Source organism: Anaeromyxobacter soli (assembly GCF_022808855.1).
Lineage (GTDB): Bacteria > Myxococcota > Myxococcia > Myxococcales > Anaeromyxobacteraceae > Anaeromyxobacter > Anaeromyxobacter soli.
In genome coordinates this window covers 239161-264686 of sequence record NZ_JAKZLF010000002.1, presented here as the reverse complement: position 1 = coordinate 264686, position 25526 = coordinate 239161, and the positions used below count along the sequence as shown (strand labels likewise).

The 25526-nt window shown below is 66.7% G+C and carries 26 protein-coding genes and 1 pseudogene; 11 read left to right on the top strand and 16 right to left on the bottom strand.

Annotated features, from left to right (window positions below):
• The 3 genes from MLV88_RS24780 to MLV88_RS03360 form a co-directional block, all read left to right on the top strand.
• Positions 1-110, top strand: a 110-nt coding sequence (locus MLV88_RS24780; protein WP_242337485.1) for a transposase, incomplete at its 5' end; no start/stop codon positions are given.
• Positions 111-448: 338 nt separating this feature from the next.
• Positions 449-1093 carry a hypothetical protein gene (locus tag MLV88_RS03365; protein ID WP_243336869.1) on the top strand — a complete coding sequence of 215 codons (645 nt, stop codon included), beginning with the start codon at positions 449-451 and terminating at the stop codon, positions 1091-1093.
• Positions 1093-1842 carry a hypothetical protein gene (locus tag MLV88_RS03360; protein ID WP_243336867.1) on the top strand — a complete coding sequence of 250 codons (750 nt, stop codon included), beginning with the start codon at positions 1093-1095 and terminating at the stop codon, positions 1840-1842. The genes MLV88_RS03365 and MLV88_RS03360 overlap by 1 nt, the downstream gene beginning before the upstream one ends.
• A gap of 38 nt (positions 1843-1880) precedes the next feature.
• On the opposite strand, the gene MLV88_RS03355 is transcribed toward MLV88_RS03360, so the two are convergent.
• The 4 genes from MLV88_RS03355 to MLV88_RS03340 form a co-directional block, all read right to left on the bottom strand.
• On the bottom strand, positions 1881-2060 hold the full coding sequence (locus MLV88_RS03355) for a hypothetical protein (RefSeq protein ID WP_243336865.1): 180 nt from the start codon (positions 2058-2060) through the stop codon (positions 1881-1883).
• A 128-nt stretch (positions 2061-2188) separates the two neighbouring features.
• Positions 2189-3715, bottom strand: coding sequence for a class I SAM-dependent DNA methyltransferase (locus MLV88_RS03350; protein ID WP_243336863.1), 1527 nt, complete (start codon positions 3713-3715; stop codon positions 2189-2191).
• Positions 3712-5265 carry a restriction endonuclease subunit S gene (locus MLV88_RS03345; RefSeq protein ID WP_243336861.1) on the bottom strand — a complete coding sequence of 518 codons (1554 nt, stop codon included), beginning with the start codon at positions 5263-5265 and terminating at the stop codon, positions 3712-3714. Before MLV88_RS03345 ends, MLV88_RS03350 begins: the two co-directional genes overlap by 4 nt.
• A complete protein-coding gene (locus MLV88_RS03340; RefSeq protein WP_243336858.1) occupies positions 5262-8126 on the bottom strand; it encodes a type I restriction endonuclease subunit R in 2865 nt (954 codons plus the stop codon). Before MLV88_RS03340 ends, MLV88_RS03345 begins: the two co-directional genes overlap by 4 nt.
• A gap of 1140 nt (positions 8127-9266) precedes the next feature.
• Between MLV88_RS03340 and MLV88_RS03335 the strand changes: the two genes are divergently transcribed.
• The 3 genes from MLV88_RS03335 to MLV88_RS03325 all read left to right on the top strand — a co-directional run bounded on the left by MLV88_RS03335 (position 9267) and on the right by MLV88_RS03325 (position 13544).
• Positions 9267-10247 carry a hypothetical protein gene (locus MLV88_RS03335; RefSeq protein WP_243336856.1) on the top strand — a complete coding sequence of 327 codons (981 nt, stop codon included), beginning with the start codon at positions 9267-9269 and terminating at the stop codon, positions 10245-10247.
• 1084 nt (positions 10248-11331) lie between these two features.
• A complete protein-coding gene (locus MLV88_RS03330) occupies positions 11332-11772 on the top strand; it encodes a cysteine peptidase family C39 domain-containing protein (protein ID WP_243336853.1) in 441 nt (146 codons plus the stop codon).
• Between the two features lie 926 nt (positions 11773-12698).
• Positions 12699-13544, top strand: a complete 846-nt coding sequence (locus MLV88_RS03325) for a hypothetical protein (RefSeq protein ID WP_243336851.1) — start codon at positions 12699-12701, stop codon at positions 13542-13544.
• Positions 13545-13685: 141 nt separating this feature from the next.
• On the opposite strand, the gene MLV88_RS03320 is transcribed toward MLV88_RS03325, so the two are convergent.
• Positions 13686-13871, bottom strand: a complete 186-nt coding sequence (locus MLV88_RS03320) for a hypothetical protein (RefSeq protein WP_243336872.1) — start codon at positions 13869-13871, stop codon at positions 13686-13688.
• Here MLV88_RS03320 and MLV88_RS03315 point away from each other — a divergent pair.
• A pseudogene (locus tag MLV88_RS03315) lies at positions 13831-14190 on the top strand (IS3 family transposase); the annotation flags it as partial. The gene MLV88_RS03320 and the pseudogene MLV88_RS03315 sit on opposite strands and share 41 nt — an antisense overlap.
• A gap of 237 nt (positions 14191-14427) precedes the next feature.
• On the opposite strand, the gene MLV88_RS03310 reads toward MLV88_RS03315, so the two are convergent.
• From MLV88_RS03310 to MLV88_RS03270, 9 genes are all read right to left on the bottom strand, one after another.
• Positions 14428-14793, bottom strand: a complete 366-nt coding sequence (locus MLV88_RS03310; RefSeq protein ID WP_243336848.1) for a hypothetical protein — start codon at positions 14791-14793, stop codon at positions 14428-14430.
• A 68-nt stretch (positions 14794-14861) separates the two neighbouring features.
• Positions 14862-15788 carry a zinc dependent phospholipase C family protein gene (locus tag MLV88_RS03305; RefSeq protein ID WP_243336845.1) on the bottom strand — a complete coding sequence of 309 codons (927 nt, stop codon included), beginning with the start codon at positions 15786-15788 and terminating at the stop codon, positions 14862-14864.
• A 17-nt stretch (positions 15789-15805) separates the two neighbouring features.
• On the bottom strand, positions 15806-16123 hold the full coding sequence (locus MLV88_RS03300) for a hypothetical protein (protein ID WP_243336843.1): 318 nt from the start codon (positions 16121-16123) through the stop codon (positions 15806-15808).
• 11 nt (positions 16124-16134) lie between these two features.
• On the bottom strand, positions 16135-16809 hold the full coding sequence (locus MLV88_RS03295) for a hypothetical protein (protein ID WP_243336841.1): 675 nt from the start codon (positions 16807-16809) through the stop codon (positions 16135-16137).
• 424 nt (positions 16810-17233) lie between these two features.
• Entirely contained in the window at positions 17234-17557 is a 324-nt protein-coding gene (locus tag MLV88_RS03290; protein ID WP_243336839.1) for a hypothetical protein, read from the bottom strand.
• A gap of 44 nt (positions 17558-17601) precedes the next feature.
• Positions 17602-17778, bottom strand: a complete 177-nt coding sequence (locus MLV88_RS03285) for a hypothetical protein (protein ID WP_243336838.1) — start codon at positions 17776-17778, stop codon at positions 17602-17604.
• An 80-nt stretch (positions 17779-17858) separates the two neighbouring features.
• Positions 17859-18341: a cupin domain-containing protein gene (locus tag MLV88_RS03280; protein WP_243336835.1), complete on the bottom strand. Its 483-nt coding sequence runs from the start codon at positions 18339-18341 to the stop codon at positions 17859-17861.
• Between the two features lie 142 nt (positions 18342-18483).
• Positions 18484-19050, bottom strand: a complete 567-nt coding sequence (locus tag MLV88_RS03275; RefSeq protein WP_243336833.1) for a dihydrofolate reductase family protein — start codon at positions 19048-19050, stop codon at positions 18484-18486.
• 79 nt (positions 19051-19129) lie between these two features.
• Positions 19130-20035 (bottom strand): LysR family transcriptional regulator, encoded by a 906-nt coding sequence (locus MLV88_RS03270; protein ID WP_243336831.1) that lies wholly within the window; start codon positions 20033-20035, stop codon positions 19130-19132.
• Between the two features lie 210 nt (positions 20036-20245).
• On the opposite strand from MLV88_RS03270, the gene MLV88_RS03265 reads away from it, so the two are divergent.
• The 3 genes from MLV88_RS03265 to MLV88_RS03255 all read left to right on the top strand — a co-directional run bounded on the left by MLV88_RS03265 (position 20246) and on the right by MLV88_RS03255 (position 23085).
• Entirely contained in the window at positions 20246-21133 is an 888-nt protein-coding gene (locus MLV88_RS03265; RefSeq protein WP_243336829.1) for an aldo/keto reductase, read from the top strand.
• 33 nt (positions 21134-21166) lie between these two features.
• A complete protein-coding gene (locus MLV88_RS03260; protein WP_243336827.1) occupies positions 21167-21928 on the top strand; it encodes an SDR family oxidoreductase in 762 nt (253 codons plus the stop codon).
• A 146-nt stretch (positions 21929-22074) separates the two neighbouring features.
• The gene (locus tag MLV88_RS03255) at positions 22075-23085 is read left to right on the top strand and encodes an aldo/keto reductase (RefSeq protein ID WP_243336871.1); all 1011 of its coding nucleotides are present in this window, start codon (positions 22075-22077) and stop codon (positions 23083-23085) included.
• 19 nt (positions 23086-23104) lie between these two features.
• On the opposite strand, the gene MLV88_RS03250 is transcribed toward MLV88_RS03255, so the two are convergent.
• Both MLV88_RS03250 and MLV88_RS03245 read right to left on the bottom strand, forming a co-directional pair.
• Positions 23105-23620, bottom strand: coding sequence for an SRPBCC family protein (locus MLV88_RS03250; RefSeq protein WP_243336817.1), 516 nt, complete (start codon positions 23618-23620; stop codon positions 23105-23107).
• Complete coding sequence (locus tag MLV88_RS03245) at positions 23617-23961, bottom strand: ArsR/SmtB family transcription factor (protein WP_243336815.1); 345 nt, start codon at positions 23959-23961, stop codon at positions 23617-23619. The genes MLV88_RS03250 and MLV88_RS03245 overlap by 4 nt, the downstream gene beginning before the upstream one ends.
• A 323-nt stretch (positions 23962-24284) precedes the next feature.
• On the opposite strand from MLV88_RS03245, the gene MLV88_RS03240 reads away from it, so the two are divergent.
• Complete coding sequence (locus tag MLV88_RS03240) at positions 24285-25313, top strand: vWA domain-containing protein (RefSeq protein ID WP_243336806.1); 1029 nt, start codon at positions 24285-24287, stop codon at positions 25311-25313.
• The last annotated feature ends 213 nt before the right edge of the window (positions 25314-25526 follow it).

Genomic DNA, 25526 nt, shown 5'->3' with positions numbered 1-25526 from the left:
AGGCCTATCGGATCGACTACAACGAGGTGCGGCCGCACAGCTCGCTGGACAACCAGACGCCGAACGGCTTTGCTCGCAGTATCACCGGACTCACGAAGCTAGCCGTCTAGAGTCGGGGGGCAGGTCAAAGCGTAGCACCCAGCGTGCACCTAGTCACCATCCCATGGGACGGTGGCTCCATGCTCCGATACCAAAGGCTAGGGGCGAGCGATGGGTCGGCTGGTCGCTTGGGCCACCGGCCGTCCACGTGGCCGTTCTTTAGGCTGACGAACACGGGCTATCGTACGCTTCCTCGGCCGCCTGATCAAGTGTTCAGGTGTCAGGCGCCGGATGCCGCCGGCCGCAGGAACCGCACGGGCGGTGTTGTCAGCCCCATCACGTAGAGTTGCATACGGTAGCCAACCACCGGCACCGGTCGGCAGCGGCCGGACTTCAAGGAACAACCCGCATGGCGAAGCAGGAGCGTGACGATAAGGCGAAGGTGCGTTTCGTCTTCCTCGAGATCGAGGGCGGGAGTGCCGCCTTGCAGGAGACGGTGCGCTCCTTCGCGGCGACGCTTGCGCGCCAGCCCCCGGCGCGCACCGCGCTCCCCGCCGCTGCTAACGGGGCGGGGCCCACGCAGGCGAAGGCGCCAAGGATGCCGGCGGAAGTGGACATCACGCCCGCGGTCCCGCCGCCTCAGGGCTCGCTCTTCATCGAGGAGGAGCAGATCGAGACGGAAACGCCCGTGGCACCGTCACGTCCAAAGGCCCAGCGCGCCATCCCGAGGCCCCAGGTCGTCCCGCTTGACCTGACGTCCGGGCCCGTAACGCTGGAGGCGTACTGCGCCGAAAAGCAGCCGGACAGCGATTACAAGAGATACCTCGTGATCGCGGCGTGGCTGAAGGACTTCCGAAACATTCCGTCGGTTACCATGAACGAAATCTTCACGTGTTACCGCCACTTGAAGTGGCCCGTGCCACCGGACCCCGCGCAGCCGCTCCGCGACCTGAAGCGTAAGCACAACCTCTTCGACAAGGTTGAGGGCAAGGGAGCGTACGCCATCAACCACCTCGGCGAGAACGACGTGGCGAAGATGGGCGCGAGCGCGTAGTGCTGCTCGAGGACTTAGCTGCGGCTCCGGGTTTCCCGGCATGGTCGCACGCCGACAAGGTGCGGGCCTTCGCGTGGTTCGTGCTGACGCACGAGGGCCGGCCGTACTTTACGACCGACGATCTGCGCCGCTGCTTCGACGGGCTCGGGGTGGAGCCGCCTCAGGCGATCTCGCCGTACGTGTCCAAGATGCTGAGCCGCAAGCCCAAGGAGGCGCTGCGTGCCGGTGAGGGCTACGTGCTGGAGCGCAGAGTTCGACAAGCGCTTGACGAGAAGCTGGGGAAGCGCCCGGCCGCGGCCCGCGTCGACAAGCTGCTCGCGGATCTTCCAGCCCGCCTCCCGGAGGAAGTCGAGCGGGTCTTCTTGGACGAGGCGATCGCGTGCTTCCGGTCTAAGGCATACCGCGCGTCGATGGTCATGACCTGGAATCTCGCCTTTGACCATCTCTGCACTTGGGTCATCGCGAAGCACCTCGGCGACTTCAACGTCGCGCTGCCGAAGCGGTTCCCGCGCGCAGACATTTCCGTCATCGCCAAGCGCGATGACTTGGCAGAGCTCAAGGAGTCGCAGGTTATCGAGGTCTGCCGTTCAGCCGGGATCCTCACTCCGGATCAGCACAAGATTTTCAAGGAGAAGCTCGACCGCCGCAATATGGCCGCGCACCCATCGCGCGTGATGATCCCGCCGGAGACAGCGGAGGAGTTCATCAAGGACTTGGTTACGAACGGCGTGCTCGCGCTGATGCAGTAGCCGAAACCTCCTCGCGCCCACGCCACTACGCCCGCCGGTCAGCTGATGGCGTGCAGCCGTCTCGCCACGGGTGCACCGTTCACCATGGCCGTCTTCTCGACCTTCTCACGGGCGAGGTGCAGCGAGGCCTTGCCGCCGAGCCGCTCGGACGACATGGTCGCGAGGTCCTGCTCGGTGCGGGGGTATTGGCTGCGGGGGATAGGGAGGTACGTGGGCATGTCCGTTCCGTAGCAGTATGCGACGGAATGCGGACATTCAGGCATGTGGTCGGCCCGTGCAGCACCGGGGGTCGGCGTTGCGGGGAGCTTCGGTACTTCCATCGGGCCGGCAGACGTCTACAGCGACCTCAAGACCCGTTCAGGACTCGCTCCGCCCGCAGTTGTAGATCCCCGAGGACAGCTTCGATCTGCTCAACGGCTGACCGGAGCTCGTCGGCGATCTCTTCGGCGAGCACGTGCGGCGCAGGCAGTTTGGCCGAGTCCTCGAGGCTCTCGTCCTTGAGCCAGAAGATGTCGAGGCTGCACTTGTCGCGGGAGACGAGCTCCTCGTAGGTGAACACCCGCCACCGCCCCTGGGGGTTCTTCTTCTCGCTCCAGAGTTGCTTGCGGTCGTTCCGGTTCTCCGGGCGGTAGCAGGCCACGAACTCGTCGAGGTCAGCCCGCGTCATGCGACGGGTCTTGAGCGTGAAGTCCTTGTTCGTGCGGAGGTCGTAGTACCAGACCTTCTTCGTCCAGGGCTCCTTCGCGCCCGGCTTGCGCTCGAAGAAGAGGACGTTGGCCTTGACGCCCTGGGCGTAGAAGATGCCAGTGGGCAGCCGAAGGATGGTGTGGACATCGCACTCCTGGAGGAGCTTGCGGCGGATCTTCTCGCCGGGCCCGCCCTCGAACAGCACGTTATCGGGCACCACCACTGCCGCCCGTCCATGGATCTTGAGCATCGACTTCACGTGCTGGAGGAAGTTGAGCTGCTTGTTGCTGGTGGTGGTCCAGAAGTCGGGCCGGTTGTAGGTGATCGACTCCTTGTCGGTCTCGCCTTCTTCGTTGACCACGGTGATGCTCGACTTCTTGCCGAAGGGCGGATTCGTGAGCACCACGTCGACAGTCGAGGAGGGCTCGTTGCGCAGCGAGTCCTCGCCGCCTTTGATAGGGGGCGCCTTCTTGTCGTCGTCCGGGCCGACGCCGTGCAGGAAGAGGTTCATGGCGCAGAGGCGTGCCACGCCGTCGACAAGTTCGATCCCACGGAGCGCGTCGAGCTTGAGGAAGAGCTTCTGGGTCTTGTCCAGCTTGTACTGAGTCGCCAAGAAGTGGTTTGCCGCGAGCAGGAAACCGCCGGTGCCGCAGGCCGGATCGGCGATAACCTCGCCAGGCCGCGGCCGGATGCAGTCGACGATAGCGTCGATGAGCGGCCGGGGGGTGAAGTACTGGCCTGCGCCGCCCTTCACGTCCTGGGCGTTCCGCTCCAGCAACCCCTCATAAGCGTCGCCCTTCACGTCGGCGGTCATCTCGAGCCAGGACTCGTTGCCGATGAGGTCGACTACCAACTTGCGGAGCTTGGCGGGATCTTGAATCTTGTTCTGCGACTTCCGGAATATGAGCCCGAGCATCCCGCCCTGTTCGCCGAGCTTCTTGAGCGTCTCGCGGTAATGGGTCTCGAGCTTAGTCCCCTCCATCTTGGGATTCGCCAGGTCCTCCCAGCGGTGGCCCTTGGGGATGGACTGCTCCTTGTCGAGGAGCTTCGACCGCTCGTTGGCCATCTTGAGAAAGAGCAGGAACGTGAGCTGCTCCAGGTAGTCCTGGTAGGACAGGCCGTCATCGCGGAGCACCTGGCAGTAGCTCCACAACTTCTTGACGATCCGCTCGCTCTGGTCGCTCATCCAGCCAGCCGCTCCTTGCCGTTCTTCGACTTCTTGATGGTGGTAGTGGTGGCGCGCGCGGCGCGGATGCGGGCCAGGAGCCTCCCGGCAGGCTCGTCGGCGGGGTCCTGGTCCACGAGCTTGCCCTCGAATGCCCACTTGAGGATCCCCTGGCGGAGGCGGGCGACCCGGAGTTGCTCTCGCTGGAGCGTTGTCATCACGTTTTGAGAACTCGAGTGAGCCCGATCAACCTGAGACAGGATGCGGTCAAACTCGGCCAACGGCGGTAGGGGAACAGCGAGTGCCTTGAGCTTGGAGCCGTTGATGTTGGCCTGCCCGACCTGCTGGACGGCCACATCCGAGGCCCAGTGGCGGCCGTAGGGGGAGTTGATGACATGGGAGACCCACCCGGCGTCTACGAGCAGACGGGCACCGATCAGGTACGAAGCAAACGAGGCGGTGGGGGGGTGGCCCCGGTACACCGCGGTCTTTCCCACGAGTTCGGCACTGTTGGTTCGATTGAATAGGAGGTCACCCCTCTTCAGGAAGAGCTCCGGGAACTCCGGGTGGTCGGCGGGGAGGTACTTCAGATCCGCGAGGTCGAGGACGCCATCGATGATGTTGCCCATCCGCAACACCGGCACCTCACCGTCCTGGGAGGTCTTCGCCGAGGTCCCGTAGAACACTCTTAGTGAAAGTTGCTCGATGCTGGCCCAGCACCATCCCTGCGGCAGTTCGGACAACTTGCGCGTGTCGGGCGCCTCGGGTTCCTCGTATTTCTTCTTCCACCTGTCGTCCTTCGGCGCCTTGCCGGCCTTCATCAGGCGCGCGAGCTCGTTCTCCTCCCACCGATGTCGACGCTCCTTGAGGATGCGGTCGAGCAGGACCGAAGCCGCCTCGTACTCTCGCCCCTCCTTCCGGGCCAGCTCCGCCTCCGTCGGTACCAGCCGGCCCTCGACCGCGGCTTTCAAGACCGACGCGCGGTACGCCTGGAGCCGTCCTCGGACGTATTGGAGGGACGTCTCCGCCGCGTCGAGGCGGGACATCTCGCTCTCGAGCGACTCCAAGAGCCTGCCCTGCTCGCTAGCCGGGGGTAGCGGCAGGGGGATTTCCTCCACGGTCCGGGATGACAGGTGCTTGACCGTGATCGCGGACGTGCTCGCGTTGATAGCGTTGAGGTAGCCCTGAAGCACCCAGGGTAGAAGCTCTTGGAGATAACCGCCTCGCGGAGCCAGGCGGCACACCCGCTGGTTGAGCAAGGCTTCGGGCCCCCTCCACGCACGGATGTTGAAATCCCCGTCCATGCCCACGACGATGTCACCGGGCTTGACGATGAACTCGTCGTCGTAAGGGCCGCTGTAGAAGGTCTCCGTTGTACCGGACACGATGTCCCGGATTCGGAGGAGCGGCTTACCATCGCCGCACGCGTTGAAGTACTTCGACTCGAAGGGGAATCCGTTCTGCACGTAGAACACGTCGCGTAGCGGCACCCTTCCCCAAGAGGAATGCTTCGCGAGAAGGCCGTTCGTGTTGGCCTGGACGATGTCGGCTACCGATTCAGTGAAGCTCATGCCGCCAGTACCTCATTCAGCTCACGCACCACGGCCGGAAGCTCCTTCCCGAACACCTTCGTCGCCTTCGCCAACCCGCCCTTCTCCACGAAGGGCGTGAGATCGAAGTCGTCAGTCGCCATTTCCACGCTCACCGCGATGTGCCCCTTCATCATGTCGAGCCAGCGCTGCTGCTCGTCGGTGAAGGTCCGGCCCTTGTTTGCCTGCTGGGCCAGCCAGTTCTGGTAGCGTTTCTGGACGCGGTCGGCGTGCGGCACGAGTTCGTCATCCTTGTGCAGGGCGAACCGGACCAGGCTCACCACGTCGGTGAGGAGCCGTCCGGCGGAGGCGCCGCGCACCTTGGACCGCTCCAGCGTCTGGTACGCCTGCCAGAGGAGTTCCGGCGTCCAGGACCGCGGTGGCGCCGAGATGGCGTCGGCCAGCGCCTTGATGTCCGCGTAGCGGAGCCGCTTCCGGTGCGGCACCGAGTAGAAGAACTGGAGCGCGTCGAGCTCCCGCTTGTTTCCGGCCAGGAACTTCTCAAATGAATCGACCAGCGCCTGAGCCCGCTTCTTGGCCTCGGGCCCGTAGCCGGTGTCCTTCTCCACCAAGCGGTCGATGCTGACCGTGTCGACGACCTGCTCGAACTTCTGCTTGAGGTCGACGAGGAGCATGCGCAGGGCGGGCGCGCCCATGAGCGCCTTGGTCGCGGCCAGCTTGAGGGGCTTGGCGGCCTCCTTGAGCTGCGCCTCCGTCGGCTCATGCTTGGCCGTGAGCTTGAACTTCTTGCGGGCCGCGTCGACCTGCACGTCGTCGTCAACGGAGTGGAGGAGCGCGGTCGAGAGTTGGGAGAGCGTCAGTCCGCCGGAGACCTGGGCGATGCGCTGACGCTCCTCGGGACCGCACTGCTTGTCTAGGCGCGCCAGCCGGCCCGCCAGGGACGAGATGTACTCATCGTTGGTGCCACCGGAGGCGACGTGATCCAGCAGCGCCTTGAACGACACGCTCGGGCTTTTCTCCAGCGGCCGGGTATCGGCCAGCTTGGCCTCGCAGACCCCGACGCAGTCGACGATCAGGAAGTGCGTCTTGGCCTTCGCGTCCGGTGTTACCGCCCGCAGCTCGTCCTTGCCGATGACTCGCACGCCGCGGCCCTTCATCTGCTCGAAAAGCACGCGGGACTTGACCGTGCGCATGAACATCACGATCTCGACCGGCTTGATGTCGGTGCCAGTGGCAATGAGGTCAACGGTGACCGCCACCCTCGGGAAGTAGCTGTTGCGGAAGCTCTGGATGAGGTCGGCCGGCTTCGCGTTGGAGGCCTTGTAGGTGATCTTCTGGGCGAAGTCGTTGCCCTTTCCGAACTCCTCGCGGAGGACCTTGACGATGTCCTCCGCGTGGCTGTCGTCCTTGGCGAAGATGAGGGTTTTCGGCACCTCGGTGCGATCGGGGAACGTCTCCTTCAACACCTTGTCGCGTAAGGTCTTCACGATGAGGCGGATCTGGTCGACGGCAACCACGTTCCGGTCGAGATCACCGGCCTCGTAGGAAACGTCCTCGTCCGGAGCCTCCCAGCGAGTCTTGCGGGTCAGCCGGTCCCGGTAGCCCAGCATGACGCCCCGGCCCGCCTGGACGGTGGAGCCCTTGGCGGTGATCTCAGTGCGGATCTTGTAGACGTCAAAATCGACGTTGGCGCCGTCGGCCACAGCCTGCTCGTGCGGGTACTCCATGACCACGTTTTGGTCGAAGAAGCCGTAGGTGTGCTTGGCGGGAGTCGCCGTAAGGCCGAGCAGGTAGGCGTCGAAGTATTCGATCACCTGTCGCCATAACGAGTAGATGCTGCGGTGGCACTCGTCGATGAAGATGACGTCGAAGAACTCCGGCGGGACCGACCGATTGTAGACGACGGGCAGCGGCTCCCTCCGCTCGACCTCGTCGCTATCGAAGGCCTCCCCCTCCTCGGCCTCGGGATCGAGTACCGGCTCGCCTCTGAGAACGGAGTAGAGCCGCTGGATGGTCGAGATGACCACCTTGCTCGAGGCGCCAATGGTGTTTGTGGTGAGCCGCTGGACTCCGTACAACTCGGTGAACTTGCGCTTGTCGTCGGGGGTGCGGAAGGCCTGGAACTCTTTCTCCGCCTGCTCGCCCAGGTTGGCGCGGTCGACCAGGAAGAGCACTCGCCGCGCGCCGCCGAACTTGATCAGTCGGTAGAGCGTGGTCACCGCCAGCAGCGTCTTGCCGGTGCCGGTGGCCATCTGGATCAGCGAGCGCGGCCGGTCGTCGAACATGCTCTTCTCGATGTTGGTGACCGCCTGCACCTTGTTGGGCCAGAGGCCCGGCAGGACTATCGGCGGCATGGCGCGCAGGCGAGCCCGCAACGTGGAAGGCTTCTCGTCGTCCGCGGCGGTGAAGAAGCCCCCGGAGAGCTTGATCCAGGCATCAAGCGTGTCGGCGGAAAGCCATTCCCTCACGGTCTCCGGCCGGTGAAACGTGAAGATCTCGCGAGTGCGTGGGTGCGGATCGAGGAGATTGTAGAACGCCGTCTCGTCGCCAGTGGAGATGTAGACGAAGGGGAGGTCTTTGCGATCCGTGTCGAGCTCGGGCGGCACACCGCGGACGTACTTGTTGGCCTGGACCTCGACGTCGCGGACCGGCGTGCCAGTCTTCTTGGCCTCGCAGACTCCGACCGGCTGGCCGTCCAGGAAGAGGAGGTAGTCGGCGAAGCCATGACCCTTGGCGAGGGCGAACTCACGCACCGCGACGGCGGGGAGGGTGAGATTCATCTCCGCCCGGTCCTGGACCACCCAGCCAGACTGCTCCAGGAGGGCGTCGATCTTCTCTCGAGCCTTCTTCTCGGGCGTGTTCGGACTTGCGGGAGGGGACATTCTGGGACTGGTCACGGTCTCGAGAGCCGCTGGTCGGTGAGCGCCGGAATGGAGGACGGCGGAGATGAGTGTGCGGGGGACGTCTTGGCCACCGGTGTCGATCCCGCACAGGAGGGCAGGTAGAGTCGCCTACAAGGGTCCCCAACCGTTCTACACCGCTGGCGGACGTGCGGGGGAGGCCACCAGCACCTCTTGCGCAGCCGAGTCCGGTTTGATTGGGCCCCACGATAGCCTTCCCTGTCCCCGACTCCGGCGCCACTGTCGCGCGACCCGTAGCCCTAGAAAAAATCGCGAGTAATTCTCGGGATATGGGGTGATAGGGGTTCCTGCCGCGAGCCGCACGGTCCGCGCGTCCTTCCCACATCCAGAAGCGTGGCACGTACTTCGCCGAGCAGGTCGCAGCGGCGTGCCAGGTGGCGAAGGAGATCGGGGAAAATCCTCGTCGTCGACACCATCGCTCAGTTCCGCGCGCTCCGCGGCGACACGGAGAACGAGGCCGGCGCCGCCCTGGAGGCCCCTGAAGCCGCTCCAGGAGGCCGCCCGGGGCCTCGCGGTGATCGCCGTCCACCATGAGAAGAAGGTATCCAGCGACGTCGTGGGATGGCGGCCGGGGCAGCTCCGCCTTCGCGGGCGCCGTGGACATCATCGTCTCGCTCCGCCGGCCCGAGGGGCAGACCTCCTCCGCCGTCCGGGTGCTGCACGCCCTCTCGCGTTCCGGCGACGCCCAGGGTGCAGTACGTCGAGCTCACCGAGCACAGCTACGAGCCCCCCGACGAGGGCGGCGTCGTTACCGCCGCGGCCGAAAAGGTCCTGCTCCAGAACGCGCCCGCGTCCGAGGGGGAGGCCCTCCGCATTTCCACGCTCACCCAGGGCACGGAGATCAAGGAGGCGACGGCGAGGAAGGCGGCGAAGAAGCTCGTCGCAGCAGGACGCCGCGGCTGGCGAGGCCGTGGGTGGTGCCGTTGGTGGAGGAAATCCCCTTCCGGCGGGCGTTACGGGGCCGGAGCTGGTAGCGCCGTTCGCCTTCGAGGCGGCCGTCTGGGGGGTGCGGTTCGGAGGCGTGCTCGTGTCCATGCCCTTCCAGCTTCACCCCGCAGATCACCCGGTGGGAAGGACGGAGTGGGCGGCTAGGATCCCGTCATGAAGCTTCCCGTGAAGCCCGGCGAGAAGTTCGCGCTCATCTCCCTCAAGTGCGGCACCGACCTCTCCGCGCCGCTGGACCTCGGAGCGGGGTACTTCGCGCTTCCCGAGGGTTCGGTGGACATCACGGACCACTGGAAGGACTGGCTCGGGTCGATCCGGACGGGCGCTCTACGGGATGCAGATGTGATCCTGCTGGCGACGGGGCCGACCGCACATCCGGAGGTGCTGGACGGCGACAACCAGACGCTCCTGCGGCGCGTGGACGCCCTGTACTACGCCCTGTTCCTCACAGGGCCCTTGTGGATCGGTGGCCAGGGGAACCGGCTCACCGGCGCGAACGTGGACGGCCGCGTGGAGGTCCGCTCCGCCTCGAACCTGAATATGGTGTTCCACGTCCGCGGCCTCCCTAACGGCTTGGCCACGGAGGAACGGCTCCGCCGGGCGGCGAAGCTCGCGGAGGGACTCCTCGCCCTGCTCGCCACCCGCGGCATGCGTCGGATGAAGCTGGCGGTGAACACATTTCTCAAGGCCTTCCAGGAGGGCGACGTGTCCGAAACCGTCCACCAGTTCGTGCGCTCCGTGGACGGGATCAGCCGCGCCTGGAACAAGAACCAGTTCAAGGAGCGGTGCGGCACCTTCGTCACGCCCGGCGACCTCGGGGCGTGCCGCGAGCTCTACATGATCCGGAGCAACGCCGAGCACTTCCACCCGCCTGATGCGATGCTGCCTCCGCTCCCGCGGGCCCAGGCGCGCATGCGGGCGTTCCGGCGCGCGGCTGAGTCCGAGCTCCTCGCTCGCCACTGCATGGAGCGGCTCATCGAGACACCCGAGCTCTGGCCGGAGTTCGCGGATGACAAGGCGGACTCGTTCTGGAGGTACGACGACCAGGAGCGCGAGCGCCGGTGGGGTGCCCGCCTCGACCTCGGCGCCGCCATGACCGAGTTCGACGAGAGGCTCATCCCGGACGAAGACGACTGAAGATTGGAATGAACTACCCGACGCGGTCGACGTCTCCGTCCGGAAAGTGGAGCAGGTACCAGCGTCAAACCCTTTCGGAGAGTGCCGCGCGCCTTCCCAGATGATCATTCCGGACACGAGAAACTTGTCCGCGACGAACACGAGCACAAGCTCGCACGGCGGCGGTACTCGGGAAGAAGAGCCGCCTTCTTGCGATCAGGTCCTCGACATGGCTTCGGAGGAGCTTCCGGGCTCACCCGACCGCATCGTTCCCGAGTCGCCACCGTGAGTAGCGCGCAAACGAAGGCGGAAGCGCCCAGATCGAGAGCGTGACGAGAAGATCTTGGTGCTTGCCGGATGCGGGACGTGAGATGGTCGCCGGACTTCACCCGACGCACTCTCGCTATGAGGCGTTCGATGATCTTGGCGCGCAACTCAGGGGGAATCTTTCCGCGGATCTTCTCGAAGTAGCTGGGCTGGACCTGGAGTTGAACCCGTGCGGGCGGACCTCCGCAGTCGTAGTAGTCCTGGCGAGTTCGGCGAGCCACCGGAGCTGAATCTACTCACCCTCCCGCATCTTCGACTTCTTCGGCGTCTGGTCCGCGAAGACTTGGACGATCTCCACGCCTACCGTCCGGCCTCGCACGGGACAACGAAGTCGGGGCTCGCCTTCCGCGACGTCGCTCGGCGCACACGACCACCCGACCGCTTTCAAGAAGCTGTCGAGGTAGATGCGCTCTCGCGTCTTCTAGCTCACGGGTGCCGGTCGTGCGGCTCGTGTTGCGGAGCGCCGCGCACGCGGCGATTCTACGCGGAACATCCGCCTCCACCCGAACCAAAACAGGAGAACCGATGTCCGACTCGAGCAATGTGCGGTTCACCAAGGGAGACATTAGGTGCCCTGGCTGCGGCTTCGCCATCAAGTACGAGGTGAGCGAGAGCCCCCCACGCCAGTTGAAGAGCACCGAGGTGCCGTGCTCCGGTTGCGCGCGGGACTACCAGCTTGAAGTCGTCGGCGGCGACCAGTCCAGCTTTCGCGTGAAGATTCGCGACTTCACGGAACGTTAGAAGGACGCACGGTAGTGCTCCACGTCGAGGCGCTCCGATGTTCCAGATCATCAAGCAGACCGACCCGGCTAAGGGCTGCATCCCCGCCTGCACCCGCAGCGTCCTGTCTGCCGCCGGAGAGCAGGCTCCGACCGAAGAGGAGCTTATCGCCGTCATGTACCCGCCCGCCGGCTGGTCGGGGTCGGGGTTCGCGCAGCTGTCGGCCGCCTTCAAGAAGCTCGGGATGAAGCACTCGGTGAAGAACGAGCACCCACTCGACGTTGCTGCCCGGGTGCGCGAGCTGAACCGCCTTGGCATCCCGGTGCTGTTTCCGGCGAGGACGCCGAATGGGATCCATTGCTTCGTCGCGGCGGGGTGCTCTGAGAACGAAGCGGTGCTCCACAACCCCGGGAACGGTGCCAAGGAGGTGTATCCCTGGGCCTACGCCACGGCGGCGTGGACAGGCGACATCGCGTTCATTGAGTTCGGGGTCCCGTGAGGCTCGCCCGGTTCACGCGCACGACGAACGGAATGGCCCTCGTCCACCAGGAGGTGATTGTCCGCCAAGGCCCGCTCGTGATTTGAACCTGCGACCCGGCTCCGCGTGCCCGTTTCAGCTACGCGGTCGCGACCAAAATACGACCAAAACTCGGCTGGACTGGGCTGGTAACCTCTGGACTCCACTGGACTCGAGTTTGGTCGCGAAGAGCTCGCGAACGGCCGCTTGAACGGGAAAAGCAGTGTGCCGTCGCGCAGTTAGCTGTTGTTTGACCACCTCGTTCAAATCCTGTCTCCCCGACTTGAAGGGCTCGGAATCCTTACGGTTCCGGCACTTTGTACTTGGTGTCCAGGGGACGGGCGTCAGCAGGGGACATCCCAGGGGACGCGAGTGCAGCGATGAGCGACGATGCTGTCGAAAAGTGCGGCGGCAGCTCGGCGACATCCAGCCTCGGTGGACTCAGGCGTTCGACGGATGGTGCCAGGCGAACAGTGCCCTCCGCGAAGTTCTTGAGAACCTGGAACGCCTGTGAACGCCAGCTCGCTTCCGTGCACGCTTCCTTGCCTTAACTCGACCGGGAGCGGCTCAGACTTGAGACGGTGATTCGCGCGGCCGAGAAAAGGAAGCGGTTGCGCGGATGCACCTGGAGCAAGTCGAGAGGCTGGAGCGACACGCGCACGAACAACTACGCTGGGAGGGCGACGGCTCAGACGCTGCCGTTCGAGCTGCGCGCGAGAGGACTCCGCACCAGGCGATCGCGCCGTACTGGACCGACTGACTGATCGCGGAGCGCGAACGGAACTGGCGGGTGTGGGGAAACGCACGGAAGCAACCGTCTCGGCCTCGTGAACGCCATGGCCAGGGGACAGACGCTTTCCCGCGTCCTTGGTACTGAGTTCGGCTGATCCGCAGGTTCAGGGGAACCGATGACAAGTCTCGCTCCACTTCTGCTCGTGCTCGCGTCCATACCGGATGCGAACGGTACGTACACGTCCTGCTTTCAAAAGGAGACGGGCAAGCTCCGCGTGATCGATACGGCCGTCGAGGCGTGCAGATCCACCGAAGTGAGAATCACGTGGAACGAGAAGGGGCAGGCCGGCGAGTCCGTCCTCGCGATTCCGGTCTCGCCCGGCGATTTGCTGTGTCCGTTCGGCGGCACCCGCTTCATCACGCAGGGCGTCGAGACGACGGCGTGCAACGGCGCGCCTGGAGTACCCGGGGAACGCGGCGTTGCGGGCGTTCCGGGCGCGCTTGGCCCTGTGGGCCCCGCGGGGCCGCCGGGTCCTCCGGGTGTGAAGGGCGATCCTGGAGACTCGGGACTGCCGTACGTGGGCGGCTCTCGTCTCCGCGCAGAAACCCGGGTCTATGTGGGAGCCGATGGATCGCGAATGACGCAACCCGCGCAAGGGTTCATCGATACGAAACTCGGGATTCCTTGTACCGTTACCGTGAACGACGCGGGGGAGTCAGTGTGTCTTCCCCAAATGACGTGTTACAGCGGCGGTAGCACGTTTGCGGATTCCAACTGCACCGTACGTACCGGTGACCAGTTCTTCGGCCTCACCATGCCAATTCCACAACTCTTCAATGGCGCATGCAGCCCGGGACTGTCCCCAGACCTCGCGTACGAAATCGTCTCTGCGACCGAGCCACGCTGGTTCGGGAGTCCCGGCTACGGCTGCTACGGCCCGATCTACGACCGCGCTGGTCACGTCGGAAGCGCGACTTTTCCGCTATCGGACTTCGTGAAATTCGAGCTGCTCGAGCAGTAGCCAACCCGCTGGGTAGGGGGCTCCCGCAACTAGTTGCGCCTGCGGTGCTTCACCCTGGGCGCGGCGCCCCGCCCGAGAGTAACCGGGACGCTCCGTCAAAATCGAAGCCTGGCGGGTCGACTCCTGCGTGCCCTCGAAACGTCACAGAGACGCGTTCGCTGCCCGCGCGGCGAGGGAGTCGAGGTACTGCATGAATGCGAGGTGCCGGCCGTCAGGGTCGGCGAGGCCCACGTGTGCGTGGTTCGAGAGGACGCAGAAGGCGTGGACGAGGCCGCCGTAGCGGCGGGGCGTCACGAAGAGCCACTCGCGGCCGCACGTCTCGAACAACAACCCGTTCTCTGAGTCGCTTCGGGGCCATCGAGGACGGGCGCGCGCACTGCGCGGACTTCTGCGGCTGGCAGTTCCGGAAGGCCGGCCGGTACAACACCGAGCACCGCCACGGAGTCTCGGGCTGATTACGCCGCACGACGTCCACCACGGCCTCGCCGCCGCCCGCCTCCAGGCGCGGGACGTGGTCCTCGCGGCCGCCTTCGCCGCCCGGCCCGAGCGGTTCCCCGCCGGCGCGCCATCGGCCGGCGCGGTACCGAGCGAGGTCTGGATCAACAAGCCGCGGCAGACTTCACCGACAGAGTATGCGCCTCAGTGATCTCAGCAACACGCTGTCTCATTCACGTTGACAGGTCCCGTGGTGCCGGACGGTGCGCTGACGCCTACGCTGCTCAAGGTTCTGGGCCCGGTGTGTCCGTCCCCGTCGAGACTTTCCGTGGATGACCAGTGGCGCCCTGTCTACTCGCCTCTCGGCCGCAAACAGCCCGCGGGCCGGTTGTCTGCCGACTTCACTCCGATGGCCGCGGTGCGCAAAGGGAGCAGGGAAAACTCAGCGTTAAGGAGCGGTCGCCGATCCCGAACCGGCGCAAATCGCCGCGGCGTCGAGCGTGAACTCGCACGGAAGCGGCTCCGGCGAGCGCCAATGGTGCCGATCCAGCTTGGCGCTGCAGCCCGCATCCTCAAGGAGGCGCACGGGCTGCTTTCGACCGCACACGAGCACGACGGCATCGCGCCCTTCGCGTTTAGCGAGAACACGGAACCTCTTGAGGGGCTCGAGAAGGCTGCGGTCGTGCCTCGTCGCGAACTCGAGCAAGGCGTCGTCCCTCAGCCCCGGCGGCGCGTTCTTGTATCGGACGGCCGACTCGACGGCGGACGTGAGCCGCGTCAGGGCGGGTGCGAGCGCGTACATGCGCTCGGCCACGTCATCAGAAGAGGCAGACGAGGGTACAGTGAGGGCGGCGATCAAGAGGACGCTCGCTGCGGGTGGCCTCATGCGACCTCCCAGAACACGTAACGATCGCCGTCACGGCCCGTGTCCAGGTTCCACGTTCCGCCAGCGCTGGCGTAAAGGGGGCCGCCGGCGAGCTCGGCGGCGATAAGCGCCCACTGTGCGCGGACGTTCGCGACGGCGCGGTCGAAGATCAAGTCGTAGGGCAGGCGCGCGCCGCTTGGCGTGAGGAGGTCGTCGATGAACTGACGATCGATCTCGTGCTTCAGCGGGTAGACCAACCCGTGCCCCTGGGCGACGTGCCTCGCGAGCGGGAACAGGTACCGTCCCGACTCGGCGAACTTGTCGACGCCGCGACGAAAGCCGCGGTGCCAAGCGTCGGGATCCGGTTGAGGCATCGGAGTGCCGGCGTAGACTTCGCCGAGCACCTGCGTCCAGAGCGTCGCGACATCGCCGTCGAGGCGATCGTGGTCCGACGGGCTCGAGCACGCAGCGATGCCGTGATCCAGGTACTCGGCGAACTCGATTCCGCCGAGCTCGAGGCGCTGAAAGATGTACGCGTCCTGGTGCATCTCGCAGATGCGATGCTGGAGCTCGTTTCCGCGATACGGGCCAACCTTCTTCTCGACGACCGGGTGAATGGTCATGTCGGTCGTGACGTGGGCGGCGTATCCCAGGAGCCACGCCAAGCACTTTCGAGCTGCGTCGCCCTGCATCGTCCGGAGCCGCGTGATCCCGGAGGAGATCACCTCGCGCGTCCGTACGTAGTGCATCGCGTCGGCCCACTCCTTCTGTGCGGGATGCGTGATCGCGAGGTAAGGGTAGTCAGGGCTCACCGCCCCGAGCTCGCAGTACTTTGCAAAGTCGAGGAGCGCGACGATCGCCTGTTCCGAGACGCCTGCCGCCTCGAGTTCGGCAGGCTCCCTCGCGATCGCCACGAGCGTGAGGTGCGCATACGCGCCGGGCATCCGGACCTCCGATCCAGTCAGGCGAGGAGCTTCGCGAGACGCGGCACCTTCTTCGCGATCTCGACCGCGACGCCCCCGAGCGCGCGGACCCGAGCCTTCAGTTCGGCCTGGGACAGGTTCTTCCTCGAGGCGTCCTTCACCACCTCGATCAGCGTGGCGTAGGTCGCGAGGTCGGTAACGTCGGGGGTGATCGCGTCGATCTCCTCGCGCGAAAGGCCAAGTAGTCCTTTGATCTCCTCCGCGAACTCGCCCTGGAACGCCTCGCTATTCTTCTTGATGATGGCCTTGAGCTCGAGGCGCATCTTCTCTTTCGCCTCGTTTCGCCGAGTCGGCACGTTAATCTCCCTTACTTCTTCAGCGCTCCGGTAGTGGCCTTCAGCTTCTCGAGTTCCTTCTGGAAGTCGACCATCTTGCCACTCACGTACTCAGTCTCCTTCGTGAGCTTGGCGATCGCGTCTGCGCTCTTGGCCGTTGTGTCGACGAACTTCTCGCGAAGTCCCTCGAGGCCGGCACGCGCAAGCATCTCGTCCTGCAGATCGTGCACGCGCCGGACGGAGGCGAGGTGGCCGGTGACGATGGCCTGCGCATCCTGGATTCGGCGGTATGCATCCTCGATCGCGGTCCGAACCTCAGCGCGCTGCGCGCGCACCGGCCCGAGCAAGGACGCGCGGAACGCTTCGACGTCCGCGACGATCTCCTCAACGAACACCTCCATCACGTCGAGGGCGTCGAGCCCCTCTCCAGCGGTGGACGGGTCGCGGATCTTATCGACGAGCTTGAAGTCCTTCATGTTGCGCTCGATGCTGTACGTCCGGTACTCGGAGTCGACGAAAGCGTTGACGTCCGACTCCATCCGATCGAAATAGCTGTCGAGCAGCGCAATGTGCGCGCGGTGGACCGCGTCGAGGTCGCGCCCCGCTGTCACAGAGAGGTCGACGGCCTGCTGCGGGACGGACGCGCAACCCACGACGAGCGCTGCGACTGCCCCGAAGACCACTCGACTGCGCGCCGTCATCGCCATGGCTTTCCCCCGCGACGCCGGAACAGCCGGCATCGGAGCGCATATGCCTACACGTTGGGTCTGACACGGGCGCGGGCGCCCCGCCCGAGAGTAACCGGGGCGCCCTGTCCGAGAACAACGCTATGCGAAGCCTGACGGGGCGACTCCGGCGTCCGAAAAAGGGAGCGCTGCGACAAGAATGTGACGGGGCTCCCCGCCCCAGAGTACCCGCTCCGCGAAACCTGAAGGCGGGCCGCGCCCAGCCTCTGGTGTGCGGGAGGGGGCGCGCTGGCGCCGAAGCAAGTGACCGTGAGTACCGCTCGAACCGGTATGTGGACGGCCCGGACAACGCCCAGACGATTGTCGGCGCGTCGCCGCGCACATTGCGGCGCCGGAAGCGAGCGCTACCGAGTTCCTCTACGGCGTGACCGAGCGCGGAACGGCCTTACGCAGCGCCGGCGCACTGCACGCCGTGCAAGATGCGGAGGAGGTAGGTGCCCGCCGGGAACGTCACGTCGGACGCGCCCGACTGCCGCGCGGTCCAGGCCTGCCGGTACTCGCGCAGGACCGTCTTCAAGCGGAAGATCCCCTCGAGCCTCCACTTGTCGCGGGCGGCGATACGCGGACTGAGCGCGAAGCGCGGCTCGCCGGGCGGCGGACGCGAGAAGGGGTTCTGGGCGAGGACGCGCGCAGGCCCGAGAAACCGGCGCCTCTCTAACGCGAGCTCCCGCTGGTGCTCCTCCTCGAGGGCGCCGAGGGCCTCCGACACGAGCGCCCGGAAGTGCTCCGCCGATTCGAAACCGGGGGGGACGGTCAGCTCGAGCTCGCTACGTCGGGCATGTAGCTCTTCGGGTCGAAGATGACTTTCGGCCTTCGCGCGGAGAGCGTCGTGCCCGCGAGCTGCTCGGGCGCGGTCCAGAGGCCGGGCCACTCAGCGCCGCGGCGGACGAGGCCGGCGGCGACCGGGTTCGCGAGCACGTACGCGATCATGATTCTCGGCGTTGCAGGCCCCCGCAACCATCCGGAGCTCCGGTCACCTTGGCGGCGACCGGGGCTTCGCGTTTCGTGAGTCAGTACGGGGTCCCGTCCTTGTGCGTGAACCGCCGCTTCCCGTCGGGTCCGGTGACGAGCGCGAGGTCGTCGTTCGGCCAGACCACCTGGTCGCCCGTGCCGCGGTCCCCGACCTCGAGGAACACGGCCTCGCGGCCGGTGCGGTTCTCGACGTGGTGGGCCGTTCCGCCTGCCGGGAAGCCCGCGCACATGCCCGGGGAGAGCGTCACCTCGCCCGCGTCGGTGACGAGGGTCGGGTGCCCGTCGAGCACGTAGACGAACTCGTCCTGCACGGAGTGCCGGTGGTGGAGGGCGGAGCGGTCGCCCGGGGCCAACCGGGCGAGGTTCACGCCGAAGGCCTTCAGGCCGAAGTGATCGCCGAGCGGGTGCTTCACACGGCCGGCGAGCATGGTCCGGAACGGCTCGGGGACGAACGCGGCCCCGCGGCGTGGCGGGACGGCGGTCGCGTCGACGGCTATCGGTGCGCTCGTGGGTTCGGGCATGTGGCGTCCTCCTCCCCCAGCCTAGCGCAGGAGCGCCGCGCCGTGGCCCCGGTCGCCGCAAGGCGGCAGGGGCTCTTCGTCCTCGGGCCGCGTCGCGGCGGGGCGCCTATGACTCAACGCCTGCACCCGAGTCCGGGATCCGCTACTGCGCGTAGTGGAGGTGCACGACGCCGCCCATCCGGCGCTCGCCCACGAGCGTGAGGGTTCGTCGGAGGTCTGGTGGGAGCCAGGGATTCCCGCCTCCGAGAATGACCGGACTGACGAAGGCGTGAAGCTCGTCGACGAGATCGGCGTTCAGCATCGCTGCGGCGAGGTGCGGTCCGCCCACCGTGAGCGTCTGGTCGCGCTTCAGGTGGCGGATCGCGTCGGCGTCGAAGGAGGGCAGGATGCGCGTTCGTTGCGTTGTCGCGGTGGCTAGCGTCGTCGAGATCACGAGCTTGTCGGCCCCGCGCCACACGTTCGCGAAGTCGCGCTCGAGATCGCCCAGGCCGGGCACGAACGACGGTGCACCGGGCGTCAGGTGCGCCGTCTCCCACGCCGCCATGACTTCGTACATCTTGCGGCCGTACACGTACGTGCCGGCGCCTCGCACGAGCTCGAGGATCGTCGAGAACACCTCGGGTGTCGGGACGGTGAAGCCGATGTTTCCGGCGCGGTCGGCGACGTAGCCATCGAGCGAGATGTTCGCGATGTAGATCAGCTTGCCCATGGTGTCCTCCGTTCGAAGATACGCGACGAGACGCTTGAAGCGAACACGGCACCGGCGCCGCGCCGGGTGCCCCGCCGCTTCAAGGCGCCTTCGTCGCGAACTCCTTGGCGACCTCGATGAAGAGGCGCAAGGGACCCGAGCGCTGCGCCCGGCTCGGGAAGTAGAGGAAGAACCCGGGGACGGTCGGCGCGTACTCCTCGAGCACGGGCACGAGCCGCCCCGTGCGCAGCTCCTCCTTCACGGCGGGCTCGAAGGCGTACGCGAGCCCCAGCCCCTGCTCCACCAGCGCCAGCGTCAACCGGCGGTCGTTCGTCACGACGCTGCCTCGCACCGGCACCCGCCAGTTCCTCCGGCCACGCTCCAGCTCCCACGCATACAGCGCGCCGCTCGACGGGACGCGGAACGTGAAGCACTCGTGCCGCAGCAGGTCCTCGGGGCGCCGCGGCGCGTCCTGACGCTCGAGATACGAGGGCGCCCCCACCACCACGAAGCGGAAGGCGTCGGTGAGGCGCACCTGCACCATGTCCCGCTCGATCGCCTCGTGCAGGCGCACGCCTTCGTCGTAACCCTCCGCGACGATGTCCACGAGGCGGTTCTCGACGACGACCTCGACCTCGACGCGCGGGTGGCGGGCGCGGAAAGCCGCCAGCACGGGCGTGACCACGTACGGAACCGCGACCTCCGGCACGGTCAGCTTCAGCCGACCCACTGCCTCCCCAGGCTGCGCCGACACCTCTTGCAGCGAGGCGAGCGCCTGGCCGAGGCCCGGCCCCGCGCCTTCCAAGAGCCGCCGTCCCGCATCCGTGAGCGCCACGGTACGCGTGGTCCGGGTGAAGAGCACGACGCGCAGCTGCTCCTCGAGCTGACGCACGGACTGGCTCACGGCCGCCGGTGAGACGCCGAGCTCGCGCGCCGCCGCGCTGAAGCTCTTCCGCCGGGCCGCCACGAGGAAGGTCTGGAGCTGCGGGAGAAGTGTCGTCTTCATCGAGAGGCTCGGAGGTGGGGGAGGGGAGCCCGCCTCCTCGCCCCGTAGAGCGTAGCGCGTCAGCGGGGGAGATCTTCAAGCACAGCTTGAAGGCCCATTGCGGGCTCGGCGCCTACTGCGTGGCTCGCGAGGCCGCTAGTTTCCTTCCGACCGGTGCGGAGGGGTGCCGAACCGGCCACAGACGGAATCCCACCCGAAGGAAGTTCGACCATGACCGCGAAGAGTCCCTCCATCACCCTCAACAACGGTGTCCAGATGCCGGCGCTCGGGCTCGGCGTGTTCCAGAGCCCGCCGGCCGAGACCGCGCGAGCCGTGGAGACCGCCCTCGCGACCGGGTACCGGCTCATCGACACCGCCGCCGCGTACGCCAACGAGCGCGAGGTCGGCGAGGGCCTCCGTCGCTCCGGGCTTCCCCGCGACCAGGTGTTCATCGAGACGAAGGTCTGGATCAGCGACTACGGCTACGACGCCACGCTGCACGCGTTCGACAAGAGCGCCCGCAAGCTCGGCGTGGAGCAGATCGACCTGCTCCTCCTGCATCAGCCACTGCCGTCGGCGTTCGACCTCACCCTCGAAGCGTACCGGGCGCTCGAGAAGCTCCTCGCGGACGGCAGGGTGCGCGCGATCGGCGTGAGCAACTTCATGCCCGAGCACCTCGAGCGGCTGCTGAGCACCGCGTCCGTTGTACCGACCGTGAACCAGATCGAGGTGCATCCGTACTTTCAGCAGACGGCGCTCCAGCGCGTACACGCGGAGCACGGCATCGCGACGCAGGCCTGGTCGCCGATCGGCGGCATCACCGCCTACCGAGGCCTCGAGAAGACGTCGTTCGCGGACCCGACGCTGCTCGAGATCGCGCGCCAGCATGGCAAGTCGGCCCCCCAGGTGATGCTGCGATGGCATCTGCAGCAGGGCCGTTCGGCGATCCCGAAGTCAACCAAGCCCGCCCGCATCGCCGAGAACTTCGCCGTCTTCGACTTCGAGCTCACGCGGGAGCAGCTCGCCGCCATCGACGCGCTCGACACCGGCGTCCGCGGCGGACCGGAGCCCGGCAGCATCACCCTCGAGAGCTACGGCAGGCCGATCCCCGAGGCGTGAGCCCACAGCGACATCAGCGACAGGAGCGTGAACATGAACGGACACATGAACGGCACCAACATCTCGGGCAAGGTCGTCGTCATCACCGGCGCCAGCAGCGGCATGGGCGAGGCGACCGCCCGTCATCTCGCCGAGCGGGGCGCGATCGTCGTGCTCGGCGCTCGTCGCGTGGACCGCCTGAATGCGCTGGTGGGGGAGATCACCAAGGGCGGCGGCAAGGCGCTCACCCTCGCCACCGACGTCACCGACTCCGCGCAAGTGCAACGCCTCGTCGATGCTGCCGTGGAGCGGTTCGGCCGCATCGACGTCATGCTCAACAACGCCGGGCTCATGCCGCATTCGCCCCTCGAGCGCCGCAAGATCGCCGACTGGGACCGGACCATCGACGTCAACATCAAGGGCGTGCTCTACGGTATCGCCGCCGCGCTGCCCCACATGCAGCGGCAGAAGAGCGGCCACTTCATCAACGTCTCGTCCGTCGCCGGCCACAAGGTCCGTCCGGCGGGAGTGGTCTACTCGGCGACGAAGACCGCGGTGCGCGTGATCTCGGAGGGGCTGCGACAGGAGGTGAAGCCCTGGAACATCCGCTCGACGATCATCTCGCCGGGCGCAGTCGCGACGGAGCTGCCGCAGAGCATCACGGAGCCTGACATCGCGAAGGGCATCGCGCAGTTCTACGAGGAGTACGCGATCCCGCCGTCCTCGTTCGCCCGTGCCGTCGCGTTCGCGATCGAGCAGCCCGAGGACGTGGACATCAACGAGATCCTCTTCCGCCCGACGCGGCAGGAGCTGTGATGACCGCCTCGAATCGCAAGGACGGCCTCGGACGCCGCTCCTTCCTGCTGTCGGCGGGCGCCCTGGCAGCGACGCCGCTCCTGGGCGGTGCGCCCCCGCGCTCCGCTGCACATGCGCCGGCGCCGAGCAGGCCGACCCCGTCAGCGATCGGACGTCGGAGGCTGGGGTCCCTCGAGGTCTCCAGCGTCGGGCTCGGCGTCCAGAACATGAGCCGCACCTACCAGACGACGATCCCGTCCCGACCCGAGATGCTGAACATCATCCGGACCGCGTTCGACCGGGGCGTCACGTTCTTCGATGCGGCCGAGGCGTACGGCCCTCACGAGGTCGAGCGCATCCTCGGCGAGGGCGTCGCGCCGTTCCGAGACAAGGTCGTGATCACCTCCAAGTTCGGCTGGAACATCGACGTCCAGACGGGAGAGCGGCGGCCCGGGCTCAACAGCACGCCCGAGCACATCAAGCTCGCTGTCGAAGGGATGCTGAAGCGCCTCCGGACCGACCGGATCGACCTTCTGTACCAGCACCGGGTCGATCCTGAGGTGCCGATCGAGGACGTCGCCGGGGCGGTGAAGGACCTGAAGCAGCAGGGCAAGGTCCTGCACTGGGGTCTCTCGGAGATGGGGCTCAGGACGCTGCGCCGAGCGCACGCGACGCTGCCGGTCACGGCCGTCCAGAACGAGTACTCGATGCTCTGGCGCGGACCCGAGAAGGAAGTCATCCCCACGTGCGAGGAGCTTGGAATCGGCTTCGTGCCGTGGAGCCCGCTCGGCGTGGGGTTCCTCACGGGAGCGATCGACTCGAACACACGCTTCGCTCAGGGTGACATCCGCGGCGTCGAGTCCCGCTTCTCTCCGGAGAATCTTCCGCAGAACCTGGCGCTGGTCGCGCTGCTCAGGCGCTGGGCCGAGCGGAAGCGTGCCACGCCCGCACAGATCGCGCTCGCCTGGGTGATGGCGCAGAAGCCCTGGATCGTGCCGATCCCCGGGACGACGCAGATGCCGCACATGCTCGAGAACATCGGTGCCGCTGACCTGCGGCTCACGTCGAGCGAGCTCGCCGAGCTGAATGGAGCGGTGTCGGCGGTCCAGATCCGCGGCGCACGGCTCCCGGATCAGGTGCTGGTCTTCTCGGGGGTGGAGGCGCCTCCGAAGAAGTGAGTAGGAATGCCAGGCGCCGTCAGCTGAGCGACGAGCTCCGGCGCGCCGCCAGCGCCGCGGGGACCTTCGTGAGCTGGCTTTCGAAGCCCTGAGCGGACATGCGAGTCCACTGCTCGTCCCGGTGCGGCTCGATCTCGACCACCATGCGAACGCGTGCGCCTTCCGGAACGAGCTCCACCACCATGTCGTTGTCGTACGGCTCGACGCCGGGGATGAAGTCGATCCGATGGCGGAGCTTGAGCCGGCGCTTCGGCTCGAGCTCGACGAAGGTGCCGTGCGTCCCGTGGCGGACCGCCCAGCCTTCCTTCTGCATGTACGCGATCTCCTCGGCGCGGGTCGCGATCATGTCGTAGTCGAGCCTGCCGCCGACGCGTGGCTCGATCCTCGACACCTTGACCCGGAACCCCTCGGGACCCCACCACGACTCGAAGCCGTCCATCGTGGTCCAGAGGTCCCAGAGGTCGTCTACCGGGCCGTCGTAGGTGCGTTCGAACCGGACCGGCTGAGGGTTCGGTGCTGCGCTCTCGTTCTTCATCTCGCCTTCTCCTTGGAGTGGGTGGCGCGAGCCGCGCGCCGTTTCCGCAGCGCCTCGCCGAAGCGGTCCAGCCGCCTGTCCCAGAGGCTCCGGTAGCCCTCCAGCCAGGCATCCAGCTCCTGAAACGGCTCCGGACGTAGCGAGTAGAGCCGGCGAGACCCATCCGCACGGACCTGGACGAACCGCGCCTCCAGGAGGATCCGGAGGTGCCGCGACACGCCGGATTGATGGATGTCCAGCTTCCCGACCACGTCGTTGACCTGCTGCTCCCCGACGCTCAGCGCCTCGACGATGCGTCGCCGGGTGGGATCCGCGAGGGCCTGGAACGCGTCGAGGTGCATGTACGTGCATATGCATGAACACGCATACGGCATGGGTCAAGGGCCCTTTCCCGTGCGGGTGCAGGAACAACATGGAGCGCGCGGCTGGAGCCAAGAACGGCCGCGGAATGGTCGGCGGTTCGCGCGGCGGTACTGTCGGTCGGGACTCCCCGGTCGGGACTCCCGGTCGGAACTCCCACATCGCGAAGAACCCCCGAGATTTTTCTTGCGTGGTCCCATGATCATGGTACGGCAGGAGAATGACGCTCCAACCGCATCGTTCCTCGTTCTGGACGGCCCTCGCGCTCGCCATTTCCGTCGCCGGGTGCGGCGGGGGCGCTTCCATGGGGCCACCGCCGCGGCGGCCGAGCGTGGAGGTGCGGGGCGCGCCGGTCGCGATCTTCGAGCCCACCACCGGGAAGACGACCGTCGTCCTCGACTTCGTCTTGCGCGACTCCTCGGGGAACTCCATCGATCCTACGACGGCGCAGATTCGGCGGCTCGTCGACGGCCAGGAGGTCGACCTCGAGTCGGTCCCCGACTTCCGCGACACGAAGATGATGGCGAACCTGCGCGTCGGGATGGTGCTCGACGCCAGCTATTCGATGACGCAATGGCAGCCGCCGGCGTTCGAGCCCATGAAGCAGGCGGCGCTCGACACGCAGGCGTCCATCCGCCAGCAGTTCACGACCTGGAACACCGGGACGTTCTCGTCGCTGCTCGACTGGTTCCAGGACGGTTACGTCTGCGAGCCGTCGCCCGCGATGCCGGACGCGGCGGTCCTCGACATCCCCGCGCCGGTTCCGGGGGACGCGACGAAGCTCTTCGCGGCGACGGCGCGGATGGTCGATCGGATGAAGCAGCAGTATGACGCGCTCGTGGCGCCGGGGTCGTCCGATCACTTCGCGATGGTGGTCTTCACCGACGGCTGGGACAATTACAGCTGGTACGACAACTCCACCGCGCCCGCGATCAGCTACCCCGCGGCGGGCGGCTCCTTCTCCTGCGCGGGGACGGCGCCCATGACGCTCGACGGCCTGCTCGAGAAGCTCAGCGCGTTCCCGCAGCTCGAGGTCCACGTCATCGGTCTCGGGAACACCATCAAGGCCTCCGAGCTGTCGGCGATCGCCGCGGCGGGGCACGGCCGGTTCGTGTCAAACCCCGACAGCAGCCAGGTGGCGACCCTGTTCCAGCAGATCGCGCGCGAGTTCACGACCATCCGCCGCGACGGAATCACGATGCCGCTCCCGCCCGGCGAGTACCAGTACGAGGAGCTGATCGAGGTGAACGGCGGCGTCGCGCGCGTGAAGTTCCGCTTCCGCGCGGGCGACGTGAACGCCGGGGTCGTGCCGGGGACCGTCTCCATCGGTTGAGGCTGCTCGCACCGAAGGCCTCGGGGTCAGCCCGGGCGCCCGCCCCGATCCGACGCCTCTGCGACGCCGGTCGCCGAAGAGCGATCCTGTCGGCCTGAGATGACCGCCTCGACGTCGCGGCATGCGGAGCAGTAGGCCTGGGTCCGGTCGTCGGCCTGCTTCACCACCCACATCACGCCGAGGCACTGCGGCGAGTGCCGGCCCCTGCGCTCG